The following is a 19149-nucleotide window of genomic DNA, read 5'->3' as shown; positions in this document are numbered from 1 at the left end:
CGAAAACGAAGCATAAGCTTACGAATCCAGTTTTTCTGGCGAAAAACTCTTAGGAGGCACGGAGAAGTCATGGCACAAATGACAATGATTCAAGCGATAAAAGACGCAATGCGCGTTGAACTGGAAAGAGATCCTAATGTAATTTTGTTCGGCGAAGACGTTGGCCATGTAGGTGGCGTATTCCGTGCTACAGAAGGTTTACAAAAAGAATTCGGCGAAGAGCGCGTATTTGATACGCCTCTTGCTGAGTCTGCTATTGGCGGACTTGCAGTTGGACTAGGTGTTCAAGGCTTCCGCCCGATTGCAGAAATTCAGTTTGTAGGCTTTATTTATGAAGCGCTTGACCAGATTTGCGTGCAAGCAGCTCGTATGCGTTACCGTTCCGGGGGCCGTTACAACGCGCCAATCGTATTCCGTACACCTTTTGGTGGCGGTGTTAAAGCGGCTGAGCTGCACACAGATGCACTCGAAGGCTTGCTTGTTCAAACGCCAGGTATTAAAGTTGTCGTTCCTTCCAACCCTTATGATGCGAAGGGACTGCTCATTTCCGCGATTCGCGATAATGATCCTGTCTTCTTCATGGAGCATCTGAACTTATACCGCGCATTCCGCGCAGAAGTACCAGAAGGCGAATACACCATTGAGCTTGGTAAAGCGAACGTTGTTCGCGAAGGCTCAGATGTGACGGTTATTACTTACGGCGCTATGGTCCACACATCAGTAAAAGCGGCGGAAGAAATCGAGAAAACACAGGGTGTGAAAGTTGAAGTTATTGATCTTCGTACCCTGATCCCTCTTGATATCGAAACGATTGTTGCTTCGATCAAGAAAACGAACCGAGCGATTATCGTTCAAGAAGCACAAAAAACATCAGGTGTTGCCGCTGAGGTTATTGCACAAATTAATGAAAAAGCAATTCTGCATTTGGAGGCTCCAGTTTTGCGTATTGCACCGCCAGATACAATCTATCCGTTCGCTCAAATCGAAGACGCTTGGTTGCCTAGTCCAGCAAGTGTCATTGCAGGCATTAATCAAGTACTCGAATTCTAATCAAAGTCGAAGGTAATAGGAGGTTGTGCACGTGGCATTGTTTGAATACAAGTTCCCTGAGCTTGGTGAGGGCATACATGAAGGCGAGATCGTAAAGCTGTTGGTTAAAGCGGGTGATACCGTAACAGACGAATCGATTCTTATGGAAGTACAAAACGACAAAGCGGTCGTTGAAGTTCCTTGTCCGGTTGAAGGTAAAGTCGTTTCCGTTGCCGTAAAGGAAGGACAAGTTTGCAATATTGGTGAGCTCGTTATGACGATTGAAGTGACAGGCGCACTGCCTGCTGAATCCATGCATAAAGGCTCAAGCCACGCTGCGCCTGCGGTTGCAGCGGCTCCGACTGCTGCCCCAGCGGCGGCAGCACCGGCACCTACAGCAGCGCCTGCAGCGTCATCAGTTCCAGCATCAGCCGCGCCAAGCGCTGGCGCGGGCCGCGAAGTGCTTGCGACGCCTAGCGTACGCAAGCTGGCAAGAGAGCAAGGCATCACGCTCGCAGAGGTGACGCCTACTGGTAAGCACGGCCGCGTAACACGCGAGGACGTGCTCGGCTTTAACGGAGCGGGCGCTGCCGCGGCTCCGGAAGCAGCAGAACCAGCTGCAGTTGCAGCAGCTGGCGGTACAGCACCTGCGGCAGCGGCGCAGCAGGTTGTCGTAGGCGATCGCGTCGAAGAGCGGATTCCGTTCAAAGGAATCCGTAAAATCATCGCGAACGCAATGGTGAAATCCGTGTACACGGCTCCGCACGTGACACTGATGGACGAAATCGACGTAACAGCACTTGTCGCTCTGCGTGAACGCACGAAGCCACTCGCCGAGAAAAAAGGCGTGAAACTGACTTACCTGCCTTTCATCGTAAAAGCATTGGTTGCGGCTTGCCGTCAATTCCCAGCGTTGAATGCGATGATCGATGAAGAGAAACAAGAGATCGTCTACAAAAAGTACTATAACATCGGTATCGCAACAGATACTGAAAACGGCTTGCTCGTTCCTGTTATCCATGACGCAGACCGCAAAAACATATGGTCGATCGCTTCTTCGATTAAAGATCTTGCCGTTCGCGGACGTGAAGGCAAATTGTCACCTAACGAGATGAAAGGCGGCACTATCTCCATTACCAACATCGGTTCTGTAGGTGGTATGTTCTTCACGCCAGTCATCAACTTCCCTGAAGTTGCGATTCTCGGTGCAGGTCGTATCACAGAGAAACCAATTGTAAAAAACGGACAAATCGTTGCAGCATCCGTTATGGCGCTTTCCTTGAGCTTCGACCACCGTATTGTGGATGGAGCGACAGCACAAAGTTTCCTGAACTATATCAAACAGCTTCTGGCTGATCCAGAGCTTCTCGTCTTGGAGGTGTAACAGTATGGTAGTAGGAGATGCTTCTTTAGATATTGATTTGTTGGTTATTGGTGCAGGTCCCGGCGGTTATGTAGCCGCCATCCGGGCTGCTCAGCTTGGCAAAAGCGTTCTGATTGTTGATAAAGCTGAATGGGGCGGCGTATGCTTAAACCGCGGTTGTATCCCTTCCAAAGCTTTGATCTCCGCAGCTCACACGTATGAGCATGCACAGCACGCTGACAGTATGGGTATCTCGATAGAGAACGTGAAGGTTGACTTCGCGAAGGTACAAGCGTGGAAAAACAGTATTGTTGCTAAACAAACGGGTGGCGTTGGCACGCTGCTCAAAGGCAACAAGATCCAAATGTTCCAAGGCGAAGTGATGTTTATCAATGAGCACGAAGCACGTGTGTTCAACGATGCAGAAGCTCCTCGCTACCGCTTCCAAAACTGCATTATCGCGACAGGCTCCCGTCCAATCGAGCTGAAAGCATTCCCTTACGGGGGAAGAATTATTTCTTCGACGGAAGCGCTGAACTTGCCTGAAATTCCGAAAAGCATGGTCGTTATCGGCGGTGGCTACATCGGAATAGAGCTTGGTCAAACGTACGCGAAATTCGGTACGAAAGTAACCGTGTTGGAAGGCTCTGACGCTGTGCTTCCTGGCTTTGAGAAAGAGTTGACGAAGCTGGTGGCACGCAATCTGGAGAAGGTTGGCGTAGAGGTTCATACCGAAGCTTTGGCTCAATCCTGTACTAAAACAGATAACGACGTTACTGTCACATTCACTGTTAAAGGGGAAGAGAAGCAAGTAACAGCTGACTATGTATTAGTCACAGTGGGTCGTCGTCCGAATACAGATGGCGAGCTGGGTCTTGATCTCATCAACTTGAAGTTGACGGATCGTGGTTTAATCGAAGTCGATAACCAAGGCAGAACAAGCATTCCGCATATTTTTGCGATTGGTGATGTTGTACCTGGCCTTTCTCTTGCACACAAAGCTTCCTATGAAGGGAAAGTTGCTGCAGAAGCTATCGCGGGTCAATCCAGCATCGTTGATTATAAAGCAATGCCTGCTGTTGTGTTCTCCGATCCGGAAATTGCAGGCGTAGGTTTGAGTGAAACTGAAGCGAAGGCACAAGGTATCAACGTTACGATAGGTAAATTCCCGTATGCAGCTAATGGTCGTGCTAATTCTTTGAACGCAGGCCAAGGCTTTGTGAAGCTTGTCGGCGATAAAGAAACAGGCCAACTTCTTGGGGGTCAAATCGTTGGTCCGGAAGCCTCCAACTTGATCGGTGAGCTTGCTCTTGCGATTGAAATGGGCGCTAACCTGGAAGACATCGCACTTACGATTCATGCACATCCAACATTGACAGAAATGATCATGGATGCGGCGGAAGGTGCGCTTGGACACCCTATTCATCAGCTTGGTAAATAAGAAGCGTCATTCCATTGTTTTCCATAACCTTTAGATAAAAAGTCCCGAGAGCAAGGCATTAGCCGCTTTACGGGACTCTTTTATTTTTACGGGATGGTTGTTATTCTTTGAATCTAGGGTTTTTGATGCCATTCGAAAGCTTGTCTAACGTTTTTACGACTCGTGCGCTTCGAGTTTCCTCACGTTTAGCTTCCATGATCCACTGCACATATTCCTTGCGGTTGCTGTAAGACAACGTTGCAAAGAAATCAGCTGCCACAGGGTTTGTTCGAAATACTTCTGCGAGATCATCCGGTACAATAACGACTTTATCACCAGGAGCGACCGCAGGTCCTTTCTCACGATTGGCTAATCGTTCACTGCGTGGCGTCTTGACGAGCCGAACGGGCCGAAACCGCATAGCCGACCACGTCTCATCAATCGAGACGAGAGACACCCCTTCAAACTGTAAATCAGTGACAGTCTGCCATCCCGAATCACGATTGATGTCCGTTTTAATTTTGGCTGTTCCTTTGGGATAATTGATCCACAGCATCCCCTCTGGAGTTACAGACTCAATCGCTTTGGGAGCAAGCTGCTGGACTTCTGCTAGCGAGTGGACGAATACCTGGACAAAGTCATAGGCTTGATTGCCTTCTTTTTTGTCGGTAAACAGAACACCTTCCGGTAGGGGTTTCAATAAGTCGAGATAACCTTCGGGAGCGTTCATAATGAGTGCTCGTTTACAACCGGCTAAACGTAGCTTCTTAATTAGTGCGTTTTCCACTGAACATCCTCATTTCTATATCATTTATCCATTTCTACGGGCAAAGTCTATCATAAAATCAGCTAAAGCTTGGCAGGCTTCATATGAAACGGCATTGTACGCGGAAGCACGCAAACCACCTACACTTCGATATCTTGCCAAACCTTCAAAGCCGTTAGCCTCTGATTCTTCGATAAATTGACGTTCAATTCCTTCATTAGCCATGCGCCAAGTGATATTCATATGCGATCGATCATTAACTTCAATAATTCCTTGATAAAATCCGCCGGAAGCATCAATCACATCATAGATCAGGCCTGACTTTTCGCTATTTTGATGTTCCAATTGCTCAACACCGCCTTGTTTTACTACCCATTTTAACACCAAATTCATCAAGTAGATGGTGTGAACGGGAGGCGTATTGTAAAGTGACTTATTTTTGGCGAATGTTTCGTAACGCATTATCTCCGGAATCTTTTTGGAGGCTTTCTCCAGCCAGTTTTCGCGGATGATGGCAACCGTGACCCCTGCGGGTCCGAGATTCTTCTGAGCGCCTGCATAAAGCATGGAAAACCTTTGCAGATCAAGCTTTCTGCTTAGGATTTCACTCGTCAGATCGGCTACAAGCGGCGTGCTGTCCACCTCTGGTATTGTAGTGTAACGGGAGCCTTCGATCGTTTTGTTCATAGTGATATGCAGGTAAGCCGAATTCATGGTTAGATCAGCCTCGCTCAAAGTCTCGCGGTGCCACCCAATTTAAGAAACATTCCGGTGAATGCTTCTCCATTTGGTCAATAGCCATTTTTAATCGTCCATTGGCTAAAGTTTACCATCTATTCGTTTAAATGATATACTTAAATTAACACGTTTTCACAATGATATATTATTTCAAAAAGAAAAGAGGCGTTATTCATTTGAAATACCGGAGATTAGGAAGAACAGGCTTAAAAGTAAGTGAAATTAGTTTAGGCAGTTGGCTTACATACGGGAATTCCGTTGCTGAAGAAACGGTAGCGAAGATGACTCAGCGGGCTTTTGACTTAGGAATAAACTTTCTGGATACAGCCAACTTTACGCGAAGGGTGAGGCTGAGATTTTGCTTGGAAGAGCTTTGAAATCGTATTCACGTGATTCCTATGTGCTTGCTACTAAAGCGTTCTGGCCGATGGGGGAAGGCCCTAATGATAGGGGGTTGTCGCGTAAACATGTATTTGAGCAACTTCATGCAAGCTTAAAGCGTCTGCAAACGGATTATGTAGATATATTCTATTGTCACCGCTATGATCCCGAGACTCCTGTAGATGAAACGTTGAGAACGATTGAGGATATGGTTCGTCAAGGTAAAGTATTGTATGTTGGAGTCAGTGAATGGACAGCTGCCCAAATTCAGGAAGGCTTGTCTGTGGCGGATCGCTACTTGCTGGACCGGATTGTTGTGAACCAGCCGCAATACAATATGTTCAATAGAACGATTGAGTCCGAGATTATTCCGCTAAGTGAGCGCAATGGCGTTTCTCAAGTTGTCTTTTCACCGCTCGCGCAAGGTGTTCTGACAGGGAAATACCGAAAAGGACAGCAGCTCCCTGAGGGCAGCCGTGCGAATGATCCAACATCGAATGCGTGGATTTTCAACTTCCTAGGTGAGTCTCATTTGGATCAAGTAGAGCAGCTGCTGGGTGTTGCGAATGAGCTGGGCATTTCGCTGTCTACACTCGCGCTTGCTTGGATTCTTCGACAAACGAATGTTGCCAGCGCACTTGTGGGTGCAACGAAAATTGAACAGCTGGAAGAGAATGTGAAAGCTTCCGGTGTTATATTGCCTGCGGATGTCATTCAAAAAATTGAAGAGATTTTGACTTAATTCTAAGCATAATGTCATGTGCTGGATAAAAAAAGGCCACGCGTTTATATGGATAAACGCATGGCTTTTTTGCTTTATTTTACTGTTTTGTTATAAGCGCCAATCTTCTCCGTAATGCTTTTCGCTGCCCCGTCTAGAGCCTCTTTTGGAGCTTTTTTGCCTGTCAATGCTTCTTCGACTGCAGTTTCTACGATTTGGCGTGCTTCCGGGAATACACCCATTACAGCACCTTGGGTTGCTGTGCTCGCTTTCGTCTTGTGCAATTGATCAATCGCCGTTTGAAATTGCGGGTATTTCGCAAGGTTATCTTTCACGAGCTGCTCATCATATGCTTTTTTCGTAATTGGGAAGTAGCCTGTGTTCACGTTCCACCATGCTTGTGTTTGTGGATTCGTCAGGAATTTAATAAATTCCCATGCGCCTTTTTGCTCGGCTTCCGATTTGTTGTTCAAGATGTAAAGACTAGCGCCACCTACAACAACGCCGCCTTCTTTGGCATCCGCCGGTTTTGGCAGGGGACCCGTACCAACTTGGAATTTACCTTCGGCACTGCTCACGATACCGCGAAGTGAAGCTGTGGAATCCAAGGTCATGGCGACTTGACCGGCTAAGAAAGCTTTTTTCGTATCATCCGTTTTACGGCCAAGGTTGGCGGATGTTTTGTTATCGACCATCTCTTTCCACCATGTCAGTGTTTTTACGCCAGTTTCATTGTTAACCATTGATTCTGTTGCGGCAGCGGTGCGACCATTACCGTTATTGAGGTACTCAACGCCTTGGTTAGCAAAGAATTGCTCCATGAACCAGCCGTATATGGCAAAGGAAGAGCCGGATTTCCCATCTTTGCTTAGCACTTTAGCAGCTTTTGAAATATCTTCAAAAGTGGTCGGTGGTTTCTCGGGATCAAGACCGGCAGCTTTGAACATATCTTTGTTGTAATACAGGATTGGGTTAGAGGTGTTGAACGGCATCGAATTCAGTTTGCCATCGACTTTATAATAATTCAGAATGTTCTCTTCGAGCTGGGAAAGATCGAATTTATCGGCATCGACATACTTTTGGACTGGCGTAATGGCTTTGGAATCGATCATGAAGCGGGAACCGATTTCGTATACTTGAATGAGAGAAGGACCGCTTTTGGTATCCATAGAAGCTTTCATTTTGTTTAAGCTTTCATCATAGGTACCTTGAAAAACAGCCTCTACCTGCACGTTTTTCTGAGAGGCATTGAAATCTGCGACTAGCTTATCGACGGCTTTGCCAAGCTCACCGCTCATGGAGTGCCACCAGATTACTTTAACTGGCTCAGTCGGCTTTTTCACATCAGCGGTAGCGGTACTTGTTGTAGGTTTACTATCTGTTGTACTTCCTGAAGTCGTTGTTTCAGCTTTGCCGCATGCGCTAGTTAACAGCACCATGATTGCTGTGATAGCAAGGACGGAGCTTCTCATTTTCAATGTTTTCATATTCTTTGTTTCTCTCCCTTATCGTTTCTATAATTTATGGAAATCTAGCTCAGCTAACTTGCTGAACAGAGCAGCCATCAAGGATGGGGCTAACCTTTCACAGCGCCGGCAGTAAGTCCGCGAACGAGCTGTTTTAAACCGAGGATAAGCAGCAAGAGGGAAGGTAGTAAGACGACCGTTACTCCTGCCAGGACCAAATTCCAAACGGTTAATTCTTCGAATTGCAGCATCGCGATGCCGATTTGCACGGTTCGCATGGCTTCGCTGTTCGTAATGAGCAGTGGCCACAGATACATGTTCCAAGCGTTTAAGAAGGCATAAACGGCTAGAGTTGCCAGTGCCGGGCGTCCGAGCGGAAGCACAATTCGGAAAAACATGCGGAAGTGTCCGCATCCATCGATCCGTGCCGCTTCGAACAGCTCTTTGGGCAGCTGTAAGAAAAATTGACGCAGGAGGAAGGTCCCGAAAGCAGTCGCCAGGAATGGAACGGTTAGGCCCTGCATGCTATCGAGCCAATCCCATTTTTTTACCGTTAAATAGTTGGGAATAATGGTGACCTCCCATGGAATCATCATGGTAGCCATGAAAAGCGCGAAGATGAAGGCCTTACCCTGAAAGCGAATATTGGTGAAAGCGTACGCTGCCATGCTTGATGTTATAAGCTGTCCTACCATGATGATGATAGAGACAATAAGACTATTTGTAACAAACTTGCCTATGGGCACGAGCTTGAAGACTGCGAGAATACTGCCCAAATAGAAGCTGCCAGGCAAGAAGCGGGGCGGATATGCTGATGCTTCATCGGGCGTCATCAATGCAGCTGAGAACGTGTAGAAGATGGGATAGAGTACGAGTGCGGCGCAAATGATCAACAGGAAATAGACGAAGGTATTATGCAAACGAGAGGTCATTGATAGTGCACTTTCCTTTCAAAAACTTTAAATTGTATGACTGTGAAAATAAGGATAATGGTAAAGAGGACAAGCGCTTGAGCGCTCCCGGTTCCGAACCGGAAATTGATAAAGGCATCCTGATACAAGGAATAAACAAGAACATCTGTGGAGTTTACCGGACCACCTTTGGTCAAAATGTGAATTTGTCCGAAGGACTGAAACGCACCGATGATGGACACAATCGTGACGAAAAACACAGTCGGTGAAAGTAAAGGCAAGACGATTTGAACAAAGGTACGGACTGGACCAGACCCATCGATTTTGGCACTATCATAGATCTCATCCGGAATTCCTTGTAAGCCGCTGAGCAGGACAATGTAAGTAAAGCCTAAATTCATCCAGACGGTCATCATGGAAACGGAAAGCAGTGCCCATCTTGGATCCGTCAACCAAGCAACAGGCTCTGAGCCGACTACGTGCAGGATGTAATTCAGCATCCCGACACTCGGGTGAAACAGCATCATCCAGATTACAGCGGAAGTTCCTACAGATAGAACGACAGGCAGTGAGAAGATGAATTGGAAGATACGCATACCTTTGAGCTGATTGTGCGTAAAAGCGGCGAGCATAAGAGCGACTGCGATAACGGTAGGAACGGTTAGAAGTGTAAAAAGGCCCGTAACTCCTAAACTCTGATAAAATCGTTCTGACGTGAAAATAGCAACGAAATTATCGAAGCCAACGTAGGAAGCGACTCTGCCCCGCGGATCCGTTTCATGCAAGCTCAGATATAGGGTTTGAAAAAGGGGATAAAACAAAAAGATAGCAAATAGCAAAAGTGAGGGAAATAAGAAGACATAACCAAGGAGCGTCTCTATCCATTTATGACTGAGCATTGCCTTGCGAGGATGCTCTACATTCGCATTAGTATTTGTTTTTCTTGTTAGTTGTAAATCTCTTTCCATTGTATTCATTCCAAACTCCTCCACGGACGTTATTCAACTACTGCTATGTTACTAGCTTAACGATTGCTTATTTGACGAATATTAAATACAGATGAAGAATTTGTGGATTTTTTTTCGAGTTTACATAACCTTTACTTTCGAATACTGGGCAAAATCGGGTAATGTCATCTATAATTTGAGCATATTAGTAGCTTATAAGCTTAGGAGAGTGGACCATGAACACACAGAAACCGATTGTGATCGGGCATCGCGGAGCAGCCGGCGAAGCTCCGGAGAATACATTAGCTTCTTTCGCATTAGCTTTAGAGCAAGGGGCAGAAGGCATTGAACTGGACGTCCAGCTGACGAAAGACGGAGAAATTGTTGTCTGCCATGATCTTACTTTGGATCGGACGACGAATGGATCCGGACTTATTTGTGAAAAAAGCTGGGAAGAGATAAAGTCGTTAGATGCTGGCTTCTGGTTTTCGGATCACTATAAGGGGGAACGGATACCACGATTGTGTGAAGTGTTCGACCTTGTACCGAGAGGACACCTCATCAATGTGGAAGTGAAACACGCTTACGAAGGGCGAATGGAGGAAGCACTGATCACATTTTTGCGTGAACGCGACAGATGGGAAGATGTCGTCATCTCTTCCTTCGATCACAAAGTGATTCGCAGGATCAAACAAGCTGAGCCTGAGGCAAAAGTGGGGCTGCTGTATGCAGCAAATTTAATTGATCATGCCGCATATGCTAAGCAAATAGGTGTAGATGTATATTCTTTACATCCGTATCACCACTGTATAGAACAAGAGGATGTTAGGGCTGCCGCTGCTGCGGGCCTCGCTAGTTATCCTTATACGGTAAATGAAGTGGCGGATTATAGAAGGATGATTGCTTCGGGTGTTTCGGGTATTATTACCGACTATCCGGCGAAGCTAAGAGATCTTTTAAAGTCTTAGAGCTATCATTTTGTGTTACAACGAAAAAGCTTGTATGGTGGAATATGGGTATATCTGTTGAGAGGGGAACCATATGAGCGAGAACAGTTTAACCCAAATTGCACAAATCTCTGTAAATGCAGCTGACATTGAAAGAGCCGTCATCTTTTATCGCGACACATTAGGTATGAATTTTTTGTTTCAAGCTTCTCAAGTGGCTTTTTTTGATTGTAACGGTATTCGATTGATGCTAAGCCTCCCTGAAAATCCGGAATTTACTCATCCAAGCTCAGTCATTTATGATAAGGTGGAAGACATTAAGCGGGTCTATGAAGTTCTTATAGAACGAGGTGTTTCCTTTATTAACGAGCCGCATGTGGCAGCCAATATGGGCAGTATCGATATTTGGATGGCCTTTTTCCGGGATACAGAGGGAAATACCTTAGCATTAACCAGTGAAGTTCCGAAGGAAAATTAATAAGTATGAGAGAGAGACCGATGCATATATGGATGCAGTGGTCTTTTTTTTATTGAAATATATCTTCCTAGGCGAAGTACTACGTAAAGTTAGTACTATCAGATTCGCGGCAAATGCATACAATGTGATTATGACCTGGTATTAATAGATGCCCGCAGCTTTGCTAAAGCAAAGCTCAGCTGATGCTTACGAAGATAGCTTTGCTAAAGCAAAGCTCAGCCGGTGCATACGAGGATAGCTTTGCTAAAGCAAAGCTCAGCTGATGCTTACGAAGATAGCTTTGCTAAAGCAAAGCTCTTAGGAGGAGTTCCAATGATCAAATGGTTGTTTGTTACTCTGTTAAAGCTGTTTCTTCCCTTATTGGGCCCAGCCTTGATGGCAAGCTTCCGGGTGAGAGTGAAAGGGATGGAGCAGTTGGATTTTACGGAGAAAACAGTCCTCATCCCTAATCACGTATCTTTGCTAGATGCAGTTCTATTAGCTCTGATACTGCCCAAGGAAGTGGCCTTTGTTGTAAACACCAAGATTGCAAAGCGTTTTGCTTGGCTGCTCCTTTTTCGGGCGCATATCGCGGTAGATCCTTTGAATCCCTATTCGGTGCGGACGATGCTCAGAACCGTACAAAGCGGTACACCGTTGGTTGTTTTTCCGGAAGGACGTATCACAACAACCGGTGGTATGATGAAGGTGTATGGAGGGATTGGCTATATTGCACTGAGATCTCAGGCTCTTATGCTGCCAATTGCGATAAATGGGCTGGAGCATTCGAAGCTATCTTATCTTCGCGGGAAACTGAAGCAGATCTGGTTTCCGGCTGTAAGCATTACGTTTGGCGAAGCTTTTCAAGTGCCCATGAGTGAACATATCTCGAGGAGAGTTCAGAAAGATCAGGCAACGGATACGATTCGCAGCCGCATGCAGAATCATTTGCTGGAAAGCCGTATGAAGCCTGAGCTCAATTTATTCAACGAACTGATTATAGCTGCTAAACAGCACGGCTCTTCCGCCATTATTTGTGAAGATATTGTTGGCAATTATTCCCTTTCCTACCGCAAGTTACTGCTAACAACATATACAATGGCGGAGCGATTAAAAGAGCTTCTCAAGGAACAGAATCGTGCAGCTGTTTTGCTTCCTAATGCTGCGGCGAATGTGATTACCTTGTTTTCTTTATTCCGATTAGGTGTAACACCGGCGATTCTAAACTATTCGGCGGGGAAACAGGCGATGTTAGATGCTTGTGAAACGGCCTCTGTGAAGACGATTGTGACTTCTAGAGCGTTCGTCGCCAAGGCGGGACTTACTGATTTTATCCAAAGCGCGAGCGGTGTTTTCACAATTGTTTATCTCGAGGATGTCAAACAAAGTATCACTTTTAAACTTAAATGTGTGGGAATCGTTCACTATGTAAGAAAAGCTCGAGGAGTCGTTGGTTCAGGAAAGAACGAGGTTGTCCTTTTCACATCAGGAAGTGAGAGTAAACCGAAGGGTGTTATCCTTACACACCGAAATATTTTTGCAAATATTCAGCAGGCTAAGGTCGTTATTGCCTTTAATGCGTCAGATATCGTGCTTGGAGCGATGCCGATGTTTCATTCCTTCGGGTTGACAGCGGGTACGATGCTGCCGATTCTTTCCGGTATGAAAGTCGTACTGTACCCCAATCCCTTACATTATAAAGTCATTCCAGAGTTGGTTTACGATCGGAATATTACGATTCTTTTTGGGACTTCAACGTTTCTATCGGCTTATGCAAGAACTGCGCATCCGTACGATTACGCCCAATCGCTTAAATATGTCGTGGCTGGTGCTGAGAAGCTGAAGGAGGAAGTCCGACAAACCTGGTCTGATAAATTTGGCATCCGAATTCTCGAGGGTTATGGTACAACGGAGACAGCGCCTGTCATTTCACTTAATACGCCCATGTATGCAAAGAAAGGGACAGTGGGTCGAATACTGCCAGGAATTCACTATCGGTTAGAGCCGGTGGACGGCATTGAGCTTGGCGGTAATTTGCTGGTGAAGGGTCCGAATGTCATGAAAGGTTATTTAATCCATGGTCAAGGCTTCGTATCTTGCCCGGAGTGGTATAGTTGCGGAGATGTTGTTCAAATAGATGATCAAGGGTTTATCTCGATTCAAGCAAGAGTGCAGTCTTTTGCCAAAATTGGTGGGGAAAAAGTGTCATTGCCGATGGTGGAAGAGCTTGTGATTGCAAGCTTGCCGCCACATGCGATATGCGCAGCGATCAGTGTGCCAGAAGTACGAAAAGGGGAGAGGATCGTTGTATACCATAATATTCCGGGGGCCCAGATCCAGCAACTCAGAGAATCGATGAAACAGCAGGGTCATCCAACGATTTACATGCCTTCGGAGCTTCGTTATTTGGAGAAACTGCCGCTTTTGGGAAGTGGAAAAGTAGACTATGTGACTATTAAACGAACGGCGCTGCAGGATGATCATGAACCTAAAGGGAGCGAAATGATATGAAAATGAAGCCACTTCAGACGCTGTATTTGACACAATTCCTTTCCGCTTTTGCCGATAATATGATTCTCTTCATTACACTGGCTATCATTAAACAGAATGCTTTCCCTGATTATTATATTGGCGTTGTGCAAGCATCCTTTCTCGTTGCATTCGTTCTCCTCGCGCCATTCGTTGGAGCATACGCAGATAAAAATGCGAAATCCCACGTCCTTCTAGTCGGCAACGCTATCAAGAGCATCGGAATTATCGCGTTATTCCTGCATATTGATCCTGCTGTCAGTTACGGAATTGTCGGTATAGGAGCCGCGGTCTACTCACCGGCCAAATATGGTATACTGCCTTCGCTTACGTATTCAGACAACGAGCTGCTGCAAGCCAATGCACGCATTGAGGGGTATACGATTATGGCCATTCTTCTTGGTTCCGTATGCGGTGGTATTTTGGCAAAACTATCACTTACCGGGTCTATTATGGCTTGCTTCGCGCTTTACTTGGTTTCTTTAGTTATGACAATGCAAATACCAAGGATTCAAGGCAATTCGAACATCCGTTATCTTAAGGAGGCTAAGTCATTTATTTCGGATATGACTCTCTTGTTAAAAAATAGAGCCACCCGTTTTTCTCTCGTTGGAACCGGCTCATTCTGGATGACATCTTCAGTCGTTCGTCTAGCGATTATTGCATGGGTACCGGTCCATCTTGGGATCCAGTCTATAGATCAGATTTCGATGCTGGTGGCAGTAACAGGAATAGGTATTATGGTTGGCGCACTTATGACGCCGAAGCTCATTCCGGCACGTCAATATTATAATTCCTTTATCTTTGGGATTCTAATGATTATCAGCATTTTGCTATTCCCGCTCATTACTAACCTGTATGTCACCATAGGGCTTCTGCTCCTCGTAGGCTTCAGCGGCGGCGTATTTATCGTACCGATGAATACTGTACTTCAAGATAAAGGCCAGGGAATGGTGGGAGCCGGTAAAACGATTGCGGTTCAAAATTTCCTCGAAAATACGATGATGCTAGCCGGTGTAGGTATCTACACGCAAATTTCCAAGGATGGTCTATCACCTGACATGTCCATAACGGGGATTGCTGTCATCCTAGCCGGCTTCGTGGGATACCTGATTTTACAGCGTCAACGTTTGAAAATAGCTTTGTAAGTTAACCTTTGAGAGCTGACCGAATAACCGTTATCGCTGAAGGCACAATCTCGATTTGCAGTGGTGTTGATCCGGCGAACTCTCCATCCGCTTGGACGAGTAGAGACGTTTGTGTACGAAGTGAAATTGACGTACCTTTATAGAAAGAAACAGCGGGATGCTTGGTATGCTTACCTTGATAAACGGTGAAAAGGATGGGAAGTAACCGGAATCGCCCTCTGCTTTGAATCACGACGATATCAGCAATGCCGTCGTGAGGTGAGGCAGCTGGGCATATTTGAATAGAGCCTCCGTAAAAGGGAATATTTGCGACAGCTGTCAGCCACATATCAGGCAACTCATGAACCGTGCCATCTACTTCTAACCAAGCTGTGCAGGGTTGATAAGTGGCGAACACTCTGAGGATCGAAAGGAAGTAGGACAGCCTACCAAGACCGATGCGGTTGAAAATTTTTTTGTAGCTAGCTTCGTTAGTTTGTTTGGCCACCATGCCATCGAAACCCGCTCCAATACTATTTACGGCAATCATGCCATTATTTGCACGCAGAATGTCGATTTGGACTTTTTTTGTCTCCGATAAAGCGACATCTAGGGCTTTTAATGGATTGGTGGGAATGTCATAAGCTTTGGCAAAATCGTTGCCTGTACCCGCAGGAATAACAGCAAGGCTGCAGCTAAATCCAGTATTTTTTAATTGTGATAATCCTCCGGCTACCTCATGAATCGTTCCATCCCCGCCGATAACAATTAGCTTTACAACCTCATGCTCCTTAACAAGTGTGATGGCGTGCTGGGTGGCTTCTCCAGCCTTTGTCGTTAATTTTGAAATATACGAGATATGATTCGACTGTAGATAAGTCGCAATTTCTCTCCAGATGATAGATCCTCTGCCGTCCCCTGAAAGCGGATTCACGATAATTCCGATTGATTTCATGTCCATTTATCCCCGATCTATTTTATAAAAAATGGAAGTAGTTAACCAAAAAATTTCTTTGATTTCCCTATTTTTTGGCGAATTTTGTCTTTACATAATAGGTACTTATTTGTAAAATAAACCATAGGTGAATTAAAATATTTTGATGTAAGGTTTTGTTTCATCAAGATAACACTGATGGTTTTGTTCTGGACAAGTTAAGTCAGACTACAAAATCTAAGACTCGGAAGGAGAACGGTTAACTTTGAAATTCAATATGAAATTGAATATGAGTAACATGAAAAAAGTAAAAAAAACGAAAACTAACCTTTCCATCCTTCGAAACCTTAAACTTCGTTTTAAACTGCTTTTAATGAATGCCATCGCTATTTTGTTCCTGGCAATTGTTGGTATTACTGGTTATTACTACATGGATAAGATGTCTAGTAATTCTACTAGAATGTACGAGGAAAGTCTGCTGTCTGTCAAATGGATTAATCAATTGAAATCAAATTTTAATGAAACCCAATCCAATCTTCTAGAAATGATGCTATCGGTTGATGTGAAATATAAGGTCAAATTGAAAGTGAAATTAGATGAGAACAGTGCTAAGAATAATGAGCTTGTTACTAAAATATCAGGAATTGCTTTAAACCAAGAGGAAGCTGCGGCTTTTAAAAGCTTTGAAGAACTGAATGGTAAGTACCGCGAGGTCATTAACACAACGATTAATCATGCCACAAATAATAATCAAGTTGCTTACCAAGTTTATAACAATGAGGTTTCACCGCAAGGTAGTAAGACGATTGAAGCGCTGGATAAATTGGTTTTGCTCAAAGAATTTGCTGCAGAACAATTTCAGAAAACGAGCAGTGCAGACTCTAAGACGTCACACTTGGTCATTATCCTTACCATTATCATCGCGATTATCGTCATGACGGCGAATGCACTAGCTTTGAATATGATTATTACGACTCCAATTCGCAGGCTGCAGGAACATATGGAAAAGGCTGCCGACGGTGATCTCTCCGTTAAAGGTGACTACCCTTACGAGGACGAGGTCGGGAAATTAACTGGCTCTTTTAATGTAATGACCGAAAGCTTGCGTACATTAGTTAAGCAGATCGCAGAAAATGCATTGACTCTCTCAGCTAGTTCAGAAGAACTTCTTGCAAGTTCAGAGCAAAGCTCTATGGCTGCAAAACAGGTAGCAACATCCAGTCAGCAGCTATCCGAAGATTTCGAGAAGCAGTTTGCTGGAGTGAATCAAGCGAATGAGGCAGTTCAACTCATGCTAACGAGTACGAAGCTCATTGATAAGTCTGCCCAAGAAGTGGCTGAGCTCGCGGAGCAAGCAACCAATGCGGCACAAAATGGGAAACGATCCGTGGTATCAATCGCCGGTCAAATGACGGAGATTTCCGACGCTGTGCGGGAAGTCAATGAAGTTATCGCCGCCTTAGGCAAAAATGCTCACAAAATTGGTGAGATTGTCAATGTGATAAATGAAATTTCCACACAGACGAATTTGCTTTCTTTGAACGCTGCTATTGAAGCTGCGCGTGCTGGAGAAGCAGGTCGTGGGTTCGCTGTTGTAGCTGGAGAAGTGCGAAAGCTTGCTGAGCAATCCTCCTCGTCGGCACGCAACATTACAGATCTGGTTTCTACGATTCAAAGACAGATTAATCACGCTGTAAGCTCCATGCATGCAGGGGCTGGCAAAGTGGAAGCTGGATTAACCATTTCCGGTGAAGCGCAAGAATCCTTCGTCCACATCGAAACTTCCGTTGAGAAAGTGAACGCGAAAGTGGAGAGTGTGAATCTGAATATTCACCAACTGGTTGATGCAAATTTACGCATCGAGCAAGTGATGAGTATTGTAAGTGCTGTTTCGGAAACAGGGATTTCGGTCAGTCAGGAAACATCAGCTGCCAGCCAGCAGCAAATGTCAACGACCGAGGAAATTGAGAATTCTGCCAAATCGTTGGCAGGACTTGCTGAGGAACTACAAATTTCTTTGCAGAAATTTACGGTGTAGAAATAGAGAGAACCGCGGACTGTGTGCCTGCGGTTTTTTTGTTTGAGCCACCGAGGTGCGTGGGGGGAACGTCATGAGCCTCCGATTTCAGGCTGCTGAGAGAATGAATTTCATCGCAAAAGTGTGGGGAGCGTTGTTGAAAAGCGATCTGAGAAGGCAGAAGAGGTCTTCTCGCACGATAGAACGGATGAAACCGCCGCGAGACGTCTGAAAAGGACGGCTCATTGCTGAGAGTAGCTATAATTGCCTGGATTGGTGACTGAGAGGATGAAAAAGGCCTTCTCAGAAGCTGAAATGGAGTGAGCCCCTGCGAGACGTCTGAAGAGGACGGCTCATTGCTGAGAGTAGCTATAATTGCCTGGATTAGTGACTGAGAGGATGAAAAAGGCCTTTCTTAGGAAGTCTATGGTATTGTGAGGAAACAAGCTGCTGATTCTAAGGTTACTAATTTACTTGGTTATTAACCTCCCAGATTGATTGTGTATTCTCGTGAACATTGTAACTTCGAACGCACTTTATACCTTCTCCAGCCGGCTTAAGAAGTGATTTTCCAGACATCTCTTTCAGAATTCGGCAGGCTTTTCGAGAGCCGAAATGAAGCATCTGGCTTACATCGCTTGGCTTCAAAGCTCTACCAATAGTTAAAGCCAAACGAATTATTTCCTTTTCAATGTAATGATGAGATGATTTTGGCGAATCCACTGGTCAGCAAATTGGGTGCGGCTTATTTGGGAAGAGTGTGGTCCGTAACCATCAATTTCAATAGCTAGTTTCAAGGAATGACGTAGAAAAGCAAAGTCCAGAAAGCGAGTTCCGTCGCGAAAGTCTTTTACTTCATACTCGGGGTGCAGACCGTTAAAGTGCTAGATGCTGAGATATGTAGTTTTCAAGTGTATAGTGCAAAAGTTCTTTCAATGACATGACCTCCCATGGAAATAAATAAGCCGCTTTTCAGATCAGCAGCACGTGCAGAACTAGAAAAGCGGCGTGTGCTTCACAGCCGTGTTTTTGATTGTATTCTTAGGAATGATAATATCATAAGAACTATTACAGTGATAGTAGGTGTTTATAGAGTTGACATGCACTTCATTTTCATGTATAGTATATGAATTGATTGAAATGAACCATATAAACACTTTAAACCAAACCTCCATTTACCCCTATACGAACGATTAGCGAGAAGAAAGTAACCCCCTCTCCTTGTTTGTTTTTCTCCCAATGTGCAGTAAAAATCAGCTCATTTTATGGTAAACCCGAGGCTACGTCAAGTGTTTCGGCAGCAGGTGTTTGTAAAGCAATTCGTACTGGCGCGGTCATTGGAGCCGCAAGGATGGAAGAGAGGTAGGGCTTTCATTGTTTTGATTCCAACACATTA

The 19149-nt window shown here is 45.2% G+C and carries 15 protein-coding genes and 1 pseudogene; 10 read left to right on the top strand and 6 right to left on the bottom strand.

Features of this window, described 5'->3' with window-relative positions; all coding sequences use genetic code 11:
* Window positions 1–69 precede the first annotated feature (69 nt).
* From BLT91_RS09550 to lpdA, 3 genes are read left to right on the top strand one after another with little or no spacing between them, the layout of a single operon-like run.
* On the top strand, window positions 70–1050 hold the full coding sequence (locus BLT91_RS09550) for an alpha-ketoacid dehydrogenase subunit beta (protein ID WP_057306092.1): 981 nt from the start codon (window positions 70–72) through the stop codon (window positions 1048–1050).
* A 31-nt stretch (window positions 1051–1081) separates the two neighbouring features.
* Window positions 1082–2413 carry a dihydrolipoamide acetyltransferase family protein gene (locus tag BLT91_RS09545; RefSeq protein WP_090820128.1) on the top strand — a complete coding sequence of 444 codons (1332 nt, stop codon included), beginning with the start codon at window positions 1082–1084 and terminating at the stop codon, window positions 2411–2413.
* Between the two features lie 4 nt (window positions 2414–2417).
* Window positions 2418–3833 carry a dihydrolipoyl dehydrogenase gene (lpdA, locus tag BLT91_RS09540; RefSeq protein ID WP_090820124.1) on the top strand — a complete coding sequence of 472 codons (1416 nt, stop codon included), beginning with the start codon at window positions 2418–2420 and terminating at the stop codon, window positions 3831–3833.
* A 100-nt stretch (window positions 3834–3933) separates the two neighbouring features.
* Here the strand turns inward: lpdA and BLT91_RS09535 are convergent, their stop codons facing one another.
* Together BLT91_RS09535 and serC are read right to left on the bottom strand one after the other, a co-directional pair.
* Entirely contained in the window at window positions 3934–4599 is a 666-nt protein-coding gene (locus BLT91_RS09535; protein ID WP_090820121.1) for a YdeI/OmpD-associated family protein, read from the bottom strand.
* A gap of 24 nt (window positions 4600–4623) precedes the next feature.
* Window positions 4624–5313, bottom strand: a complete 690-nt coding sequence (gene serC, locus BLT91_RS09530) for a 3-phosphoserine/phosphohydroxythreonine transaminase (RefSeq protein ID WP_254776862.1) — start codon at window positions 5311–5313, stop codon at window positions 4624–4626.
* A gap of 179 nt (window positions 5314–5492) precedes the next feature.
* On the opposite strand from serC, the pseudogene BLT91_RS09525 reads away from it, so the two are divergent.
* Window positions 5493–6439, top strand: a pseudogene (locus tag BLT91_RS09525) (aldo/keto reductase family protein).
* A 74-nt stretch (window positions 6440–6513) separates the two neighbouring features.
* Here BLT91_RS09525 and BLT91_RS09520 read toward each other — a convergent pair.
* The 3 genes from BLT91_RS09520 to BLT91_RS09510 all read right to left on the bottom strand — a co-directional run bounded on the left by BLT91_RS09520 (window position 6514) and on the right by BLT91_RS09510 (window position 9694).
* Entirely contained in the window at window positions 6514–7905 is a 1392-nt protein-coding gene (locus BLT91_RS09520; RefSeq protein WP_090820118.1) for an ABC transporter substrate-binding protein, read from the bottom strand.
* Between the two features lie 89 nt (window positions 7906–7994).
* Window positions 7995–8816, bottom strand: coding sequence for a carbohydrate ABC transporter permease (locus BLT91_RS09515; protein WP_090820116.1), 822 nt, complete (start codon window positions 8814–8816; stop codon window positions 7995–7997).
* A complete protein-coding gene (locus tag BLT91_RS09510; protein ID WP_254776880.1) occupies window positions 8813–9694 on the bottom strand; it encodes a carbohydrate ABC transporter permease in 882 nt (293 codons plus the stop codon). The genes BLT91_RS09515 and BLT91_RS09510 overlap by 4 nt, the downstream gene beginning before the upstream one ends.
* Before the next feature lie 284 nt (window positions 9695–9978).
* Between BLT91_RS09510 and BLT91_RS09505 the strand changes: the two genes are divergently transcribed.
* The 4 genes from BLT91_RS09505 (at window position 9979) to lplT (ending at window position 14823) form a co-directional block, all read left to right on the top strand.
* Window positions 9979–10710, top strand: a complete 732-nt coding sequence (locus BLT91_RS09505) for a glycerophosphodiester phosphodiesterase (RefSeq protein WP_090820109.1) — start codon at window positions 9979–9981, stop codon at window positions 10708–10710.
* Window positions 10711–10783: 73 nt separating this feature from the next.
* Window positions 10784–11167, top strand: a complete 384-nt coding sequence (locus BLT91_RS09500; protein WP_090820105.1) for a VOC family protein — start codon at window positions 10784–10786, stop codon at window positions 11165–11167.
* A 312-nt stretch (window positions 11168–11479) separates the two neighbouring features.
* Window positions 11480–13657, top strand: a complete 2178-nt coding sequence (locus tag BLT91_RS09495; RefSeq protein ID WP_090820102.1) for an AMP-binding protein — start codon at window positions 11480–11482, stop codon at window positions 13655–13657.
* The gene (lplT, locus tag BLT91_RS09490) at window positions 13654–14823 is read left to right on the top strand and encodes a lysophospholipid transporter LplT (RefSeq protein ID WP_090820097.1); all 1170 of its coding nucleotides are present in this window, start codon (window positions 13654–13656) and stop codon (window positions 14821–14823) included. Before BLT91_RS09495 ends, lplT begins: the two co-directional genes overlap by 4 nt.
* A 1-nt stretch (window position 14824) precedes the next feature.
* Here lplT and BLT91_RS09485 read toward each other — a convergent pair whose 3' ends face one another.
* The gene (locus tag BLT91_RS09485; protein WP_175532202.1) at window positions 14825–15757 is read right to left on the bottom strand and encodes a diacylglycerol/lipid kinase family protein; all 933 of its coding nucleotides are present in this window, start codon (window positions 15755–15757) and stop codon (window positions 14825–14827) included.
* Between the two features lie 268 nt (window positions 15758–16025).
* Between BLT91_RS09485 and BLT91_RS09480 the strand changes: the two genes are divergently transcribed.
* Together BLT91_RS09480 and BLT91_RS31440 are read left to right on the top strand one after the other, a co-directional pair.
* Entirely contained in the window at window positions 16026–17774 is a 1749-nt protein-coding gene (locus BLT91_RS09480) for a methyl-accepting chemotaxis protein (RefSeq protein ID WP_217635200.1), read from the top strand.
* Between the two features lie 73 nt (window positions 17775–17847).
* Complete coding sequence (locus BLT91_RS31440) at window positions 17848–17985, top strand: hypothetical protein (protein ID WP_175532200.1); 138 nt, start codon at window positions 17848–17850, stop codon at window positions 17983–17985.
* The last annotated feature ends 1164 nt before the right edge of the window (window positions 17986–19149 follow it).

The organism is Paenibacillus sp. yr247, from assembly GCF_900103825.1.
GTDB lineage: Bacteria > Bacillota > Bacilli > Paenibacillales > NBRC-103111 > Paenibacillus_E.
The sequence above is the reverse complement of the archived record's forward strand: the minus strand, read 5'-3'. Positions and strand labels throughout refer to the sequence as shown.

Coding starts and splice junctions, on each gene's coding strand:
- BLT91_RS09550 (WP_057306092.1), top strand. CDS start 70: ATGGCACAAATGACAATGATTCAAGCGATAAAAGACGCAATGCGCGTT.
- lpdA (WP_090820124.1), top strand. CDS start 2,418: ATGGTAGTAGGAGATGCTTCTTTAGATATTGATTTGTTGGTTATTGGT.
- BLT91_RS09520 (WP_090820118.1), bottom strand. CDS start 7,905: ATGAAAACATTGAAAATGAGAAGCTCCGTCCTTGCTATCACAGCAATC.
- BLT91_RS09515 (WP_090820116.1), bottom strand. CDS start 8,816: ATGACCTCTCGTTTGCATAATACCTTCGTCTATTTCCTGTTGATCATT.
- BLT91_RS09510 (WP_254776880.1), bottom strand. CDS start 9,694: ATGCTCAGTCATAAATGGATAGAGACGCTCCTTGGTTATGTCTTCTTA.
- BLT91_RS09505 (WP_090820109.1), top strand. CDS start 9,979: ATGAACACACAGAAACCGATTGTGATCGGGCATCGCGGAGCAGCCGGC.
- BLT91_RS09500 (WP_090820105.1), top strand. CDS start 10,784: ATGAGCGAGAACAGTTTAACCCAAATTGCACAAATCTCTGTAAATGCA.
- BLT91_RS09495 (WP_090820102.1), top strand. CDS start 11,480: ATGATCAAATGGTTGTTTGTTACTCTGTTAAAGCTGTTTCTTCCCTTA.
- lplT (WP_090820097.1), top strand. CDS start 13,654: ATGAAAATGAAGCCACTTCAGACGCTGTATTTGACACAATTCCTTTCC.
- BLT91_RS09485 (WP_175532202.1), bottom strand. CDS start 15,757: ATGAAATCAATCGGAATTATCGTGAATCCGCTTTCAGGGGACGGCAGA.
- BLT91_RS09480 (WP_217635200.1), top strand. CDS start 16,026: ATGAGTAACATGAAAAAAGTAAAAAAAACGAAAACTAACCTTTCCATC.
- BLT91_RS31440 (WP_175532200.1), top strand. CDS start 17,848: ATGAGCCTCCGATTTCAGGCTGCTGAGAGAATGAATTTCATCGCAAAA.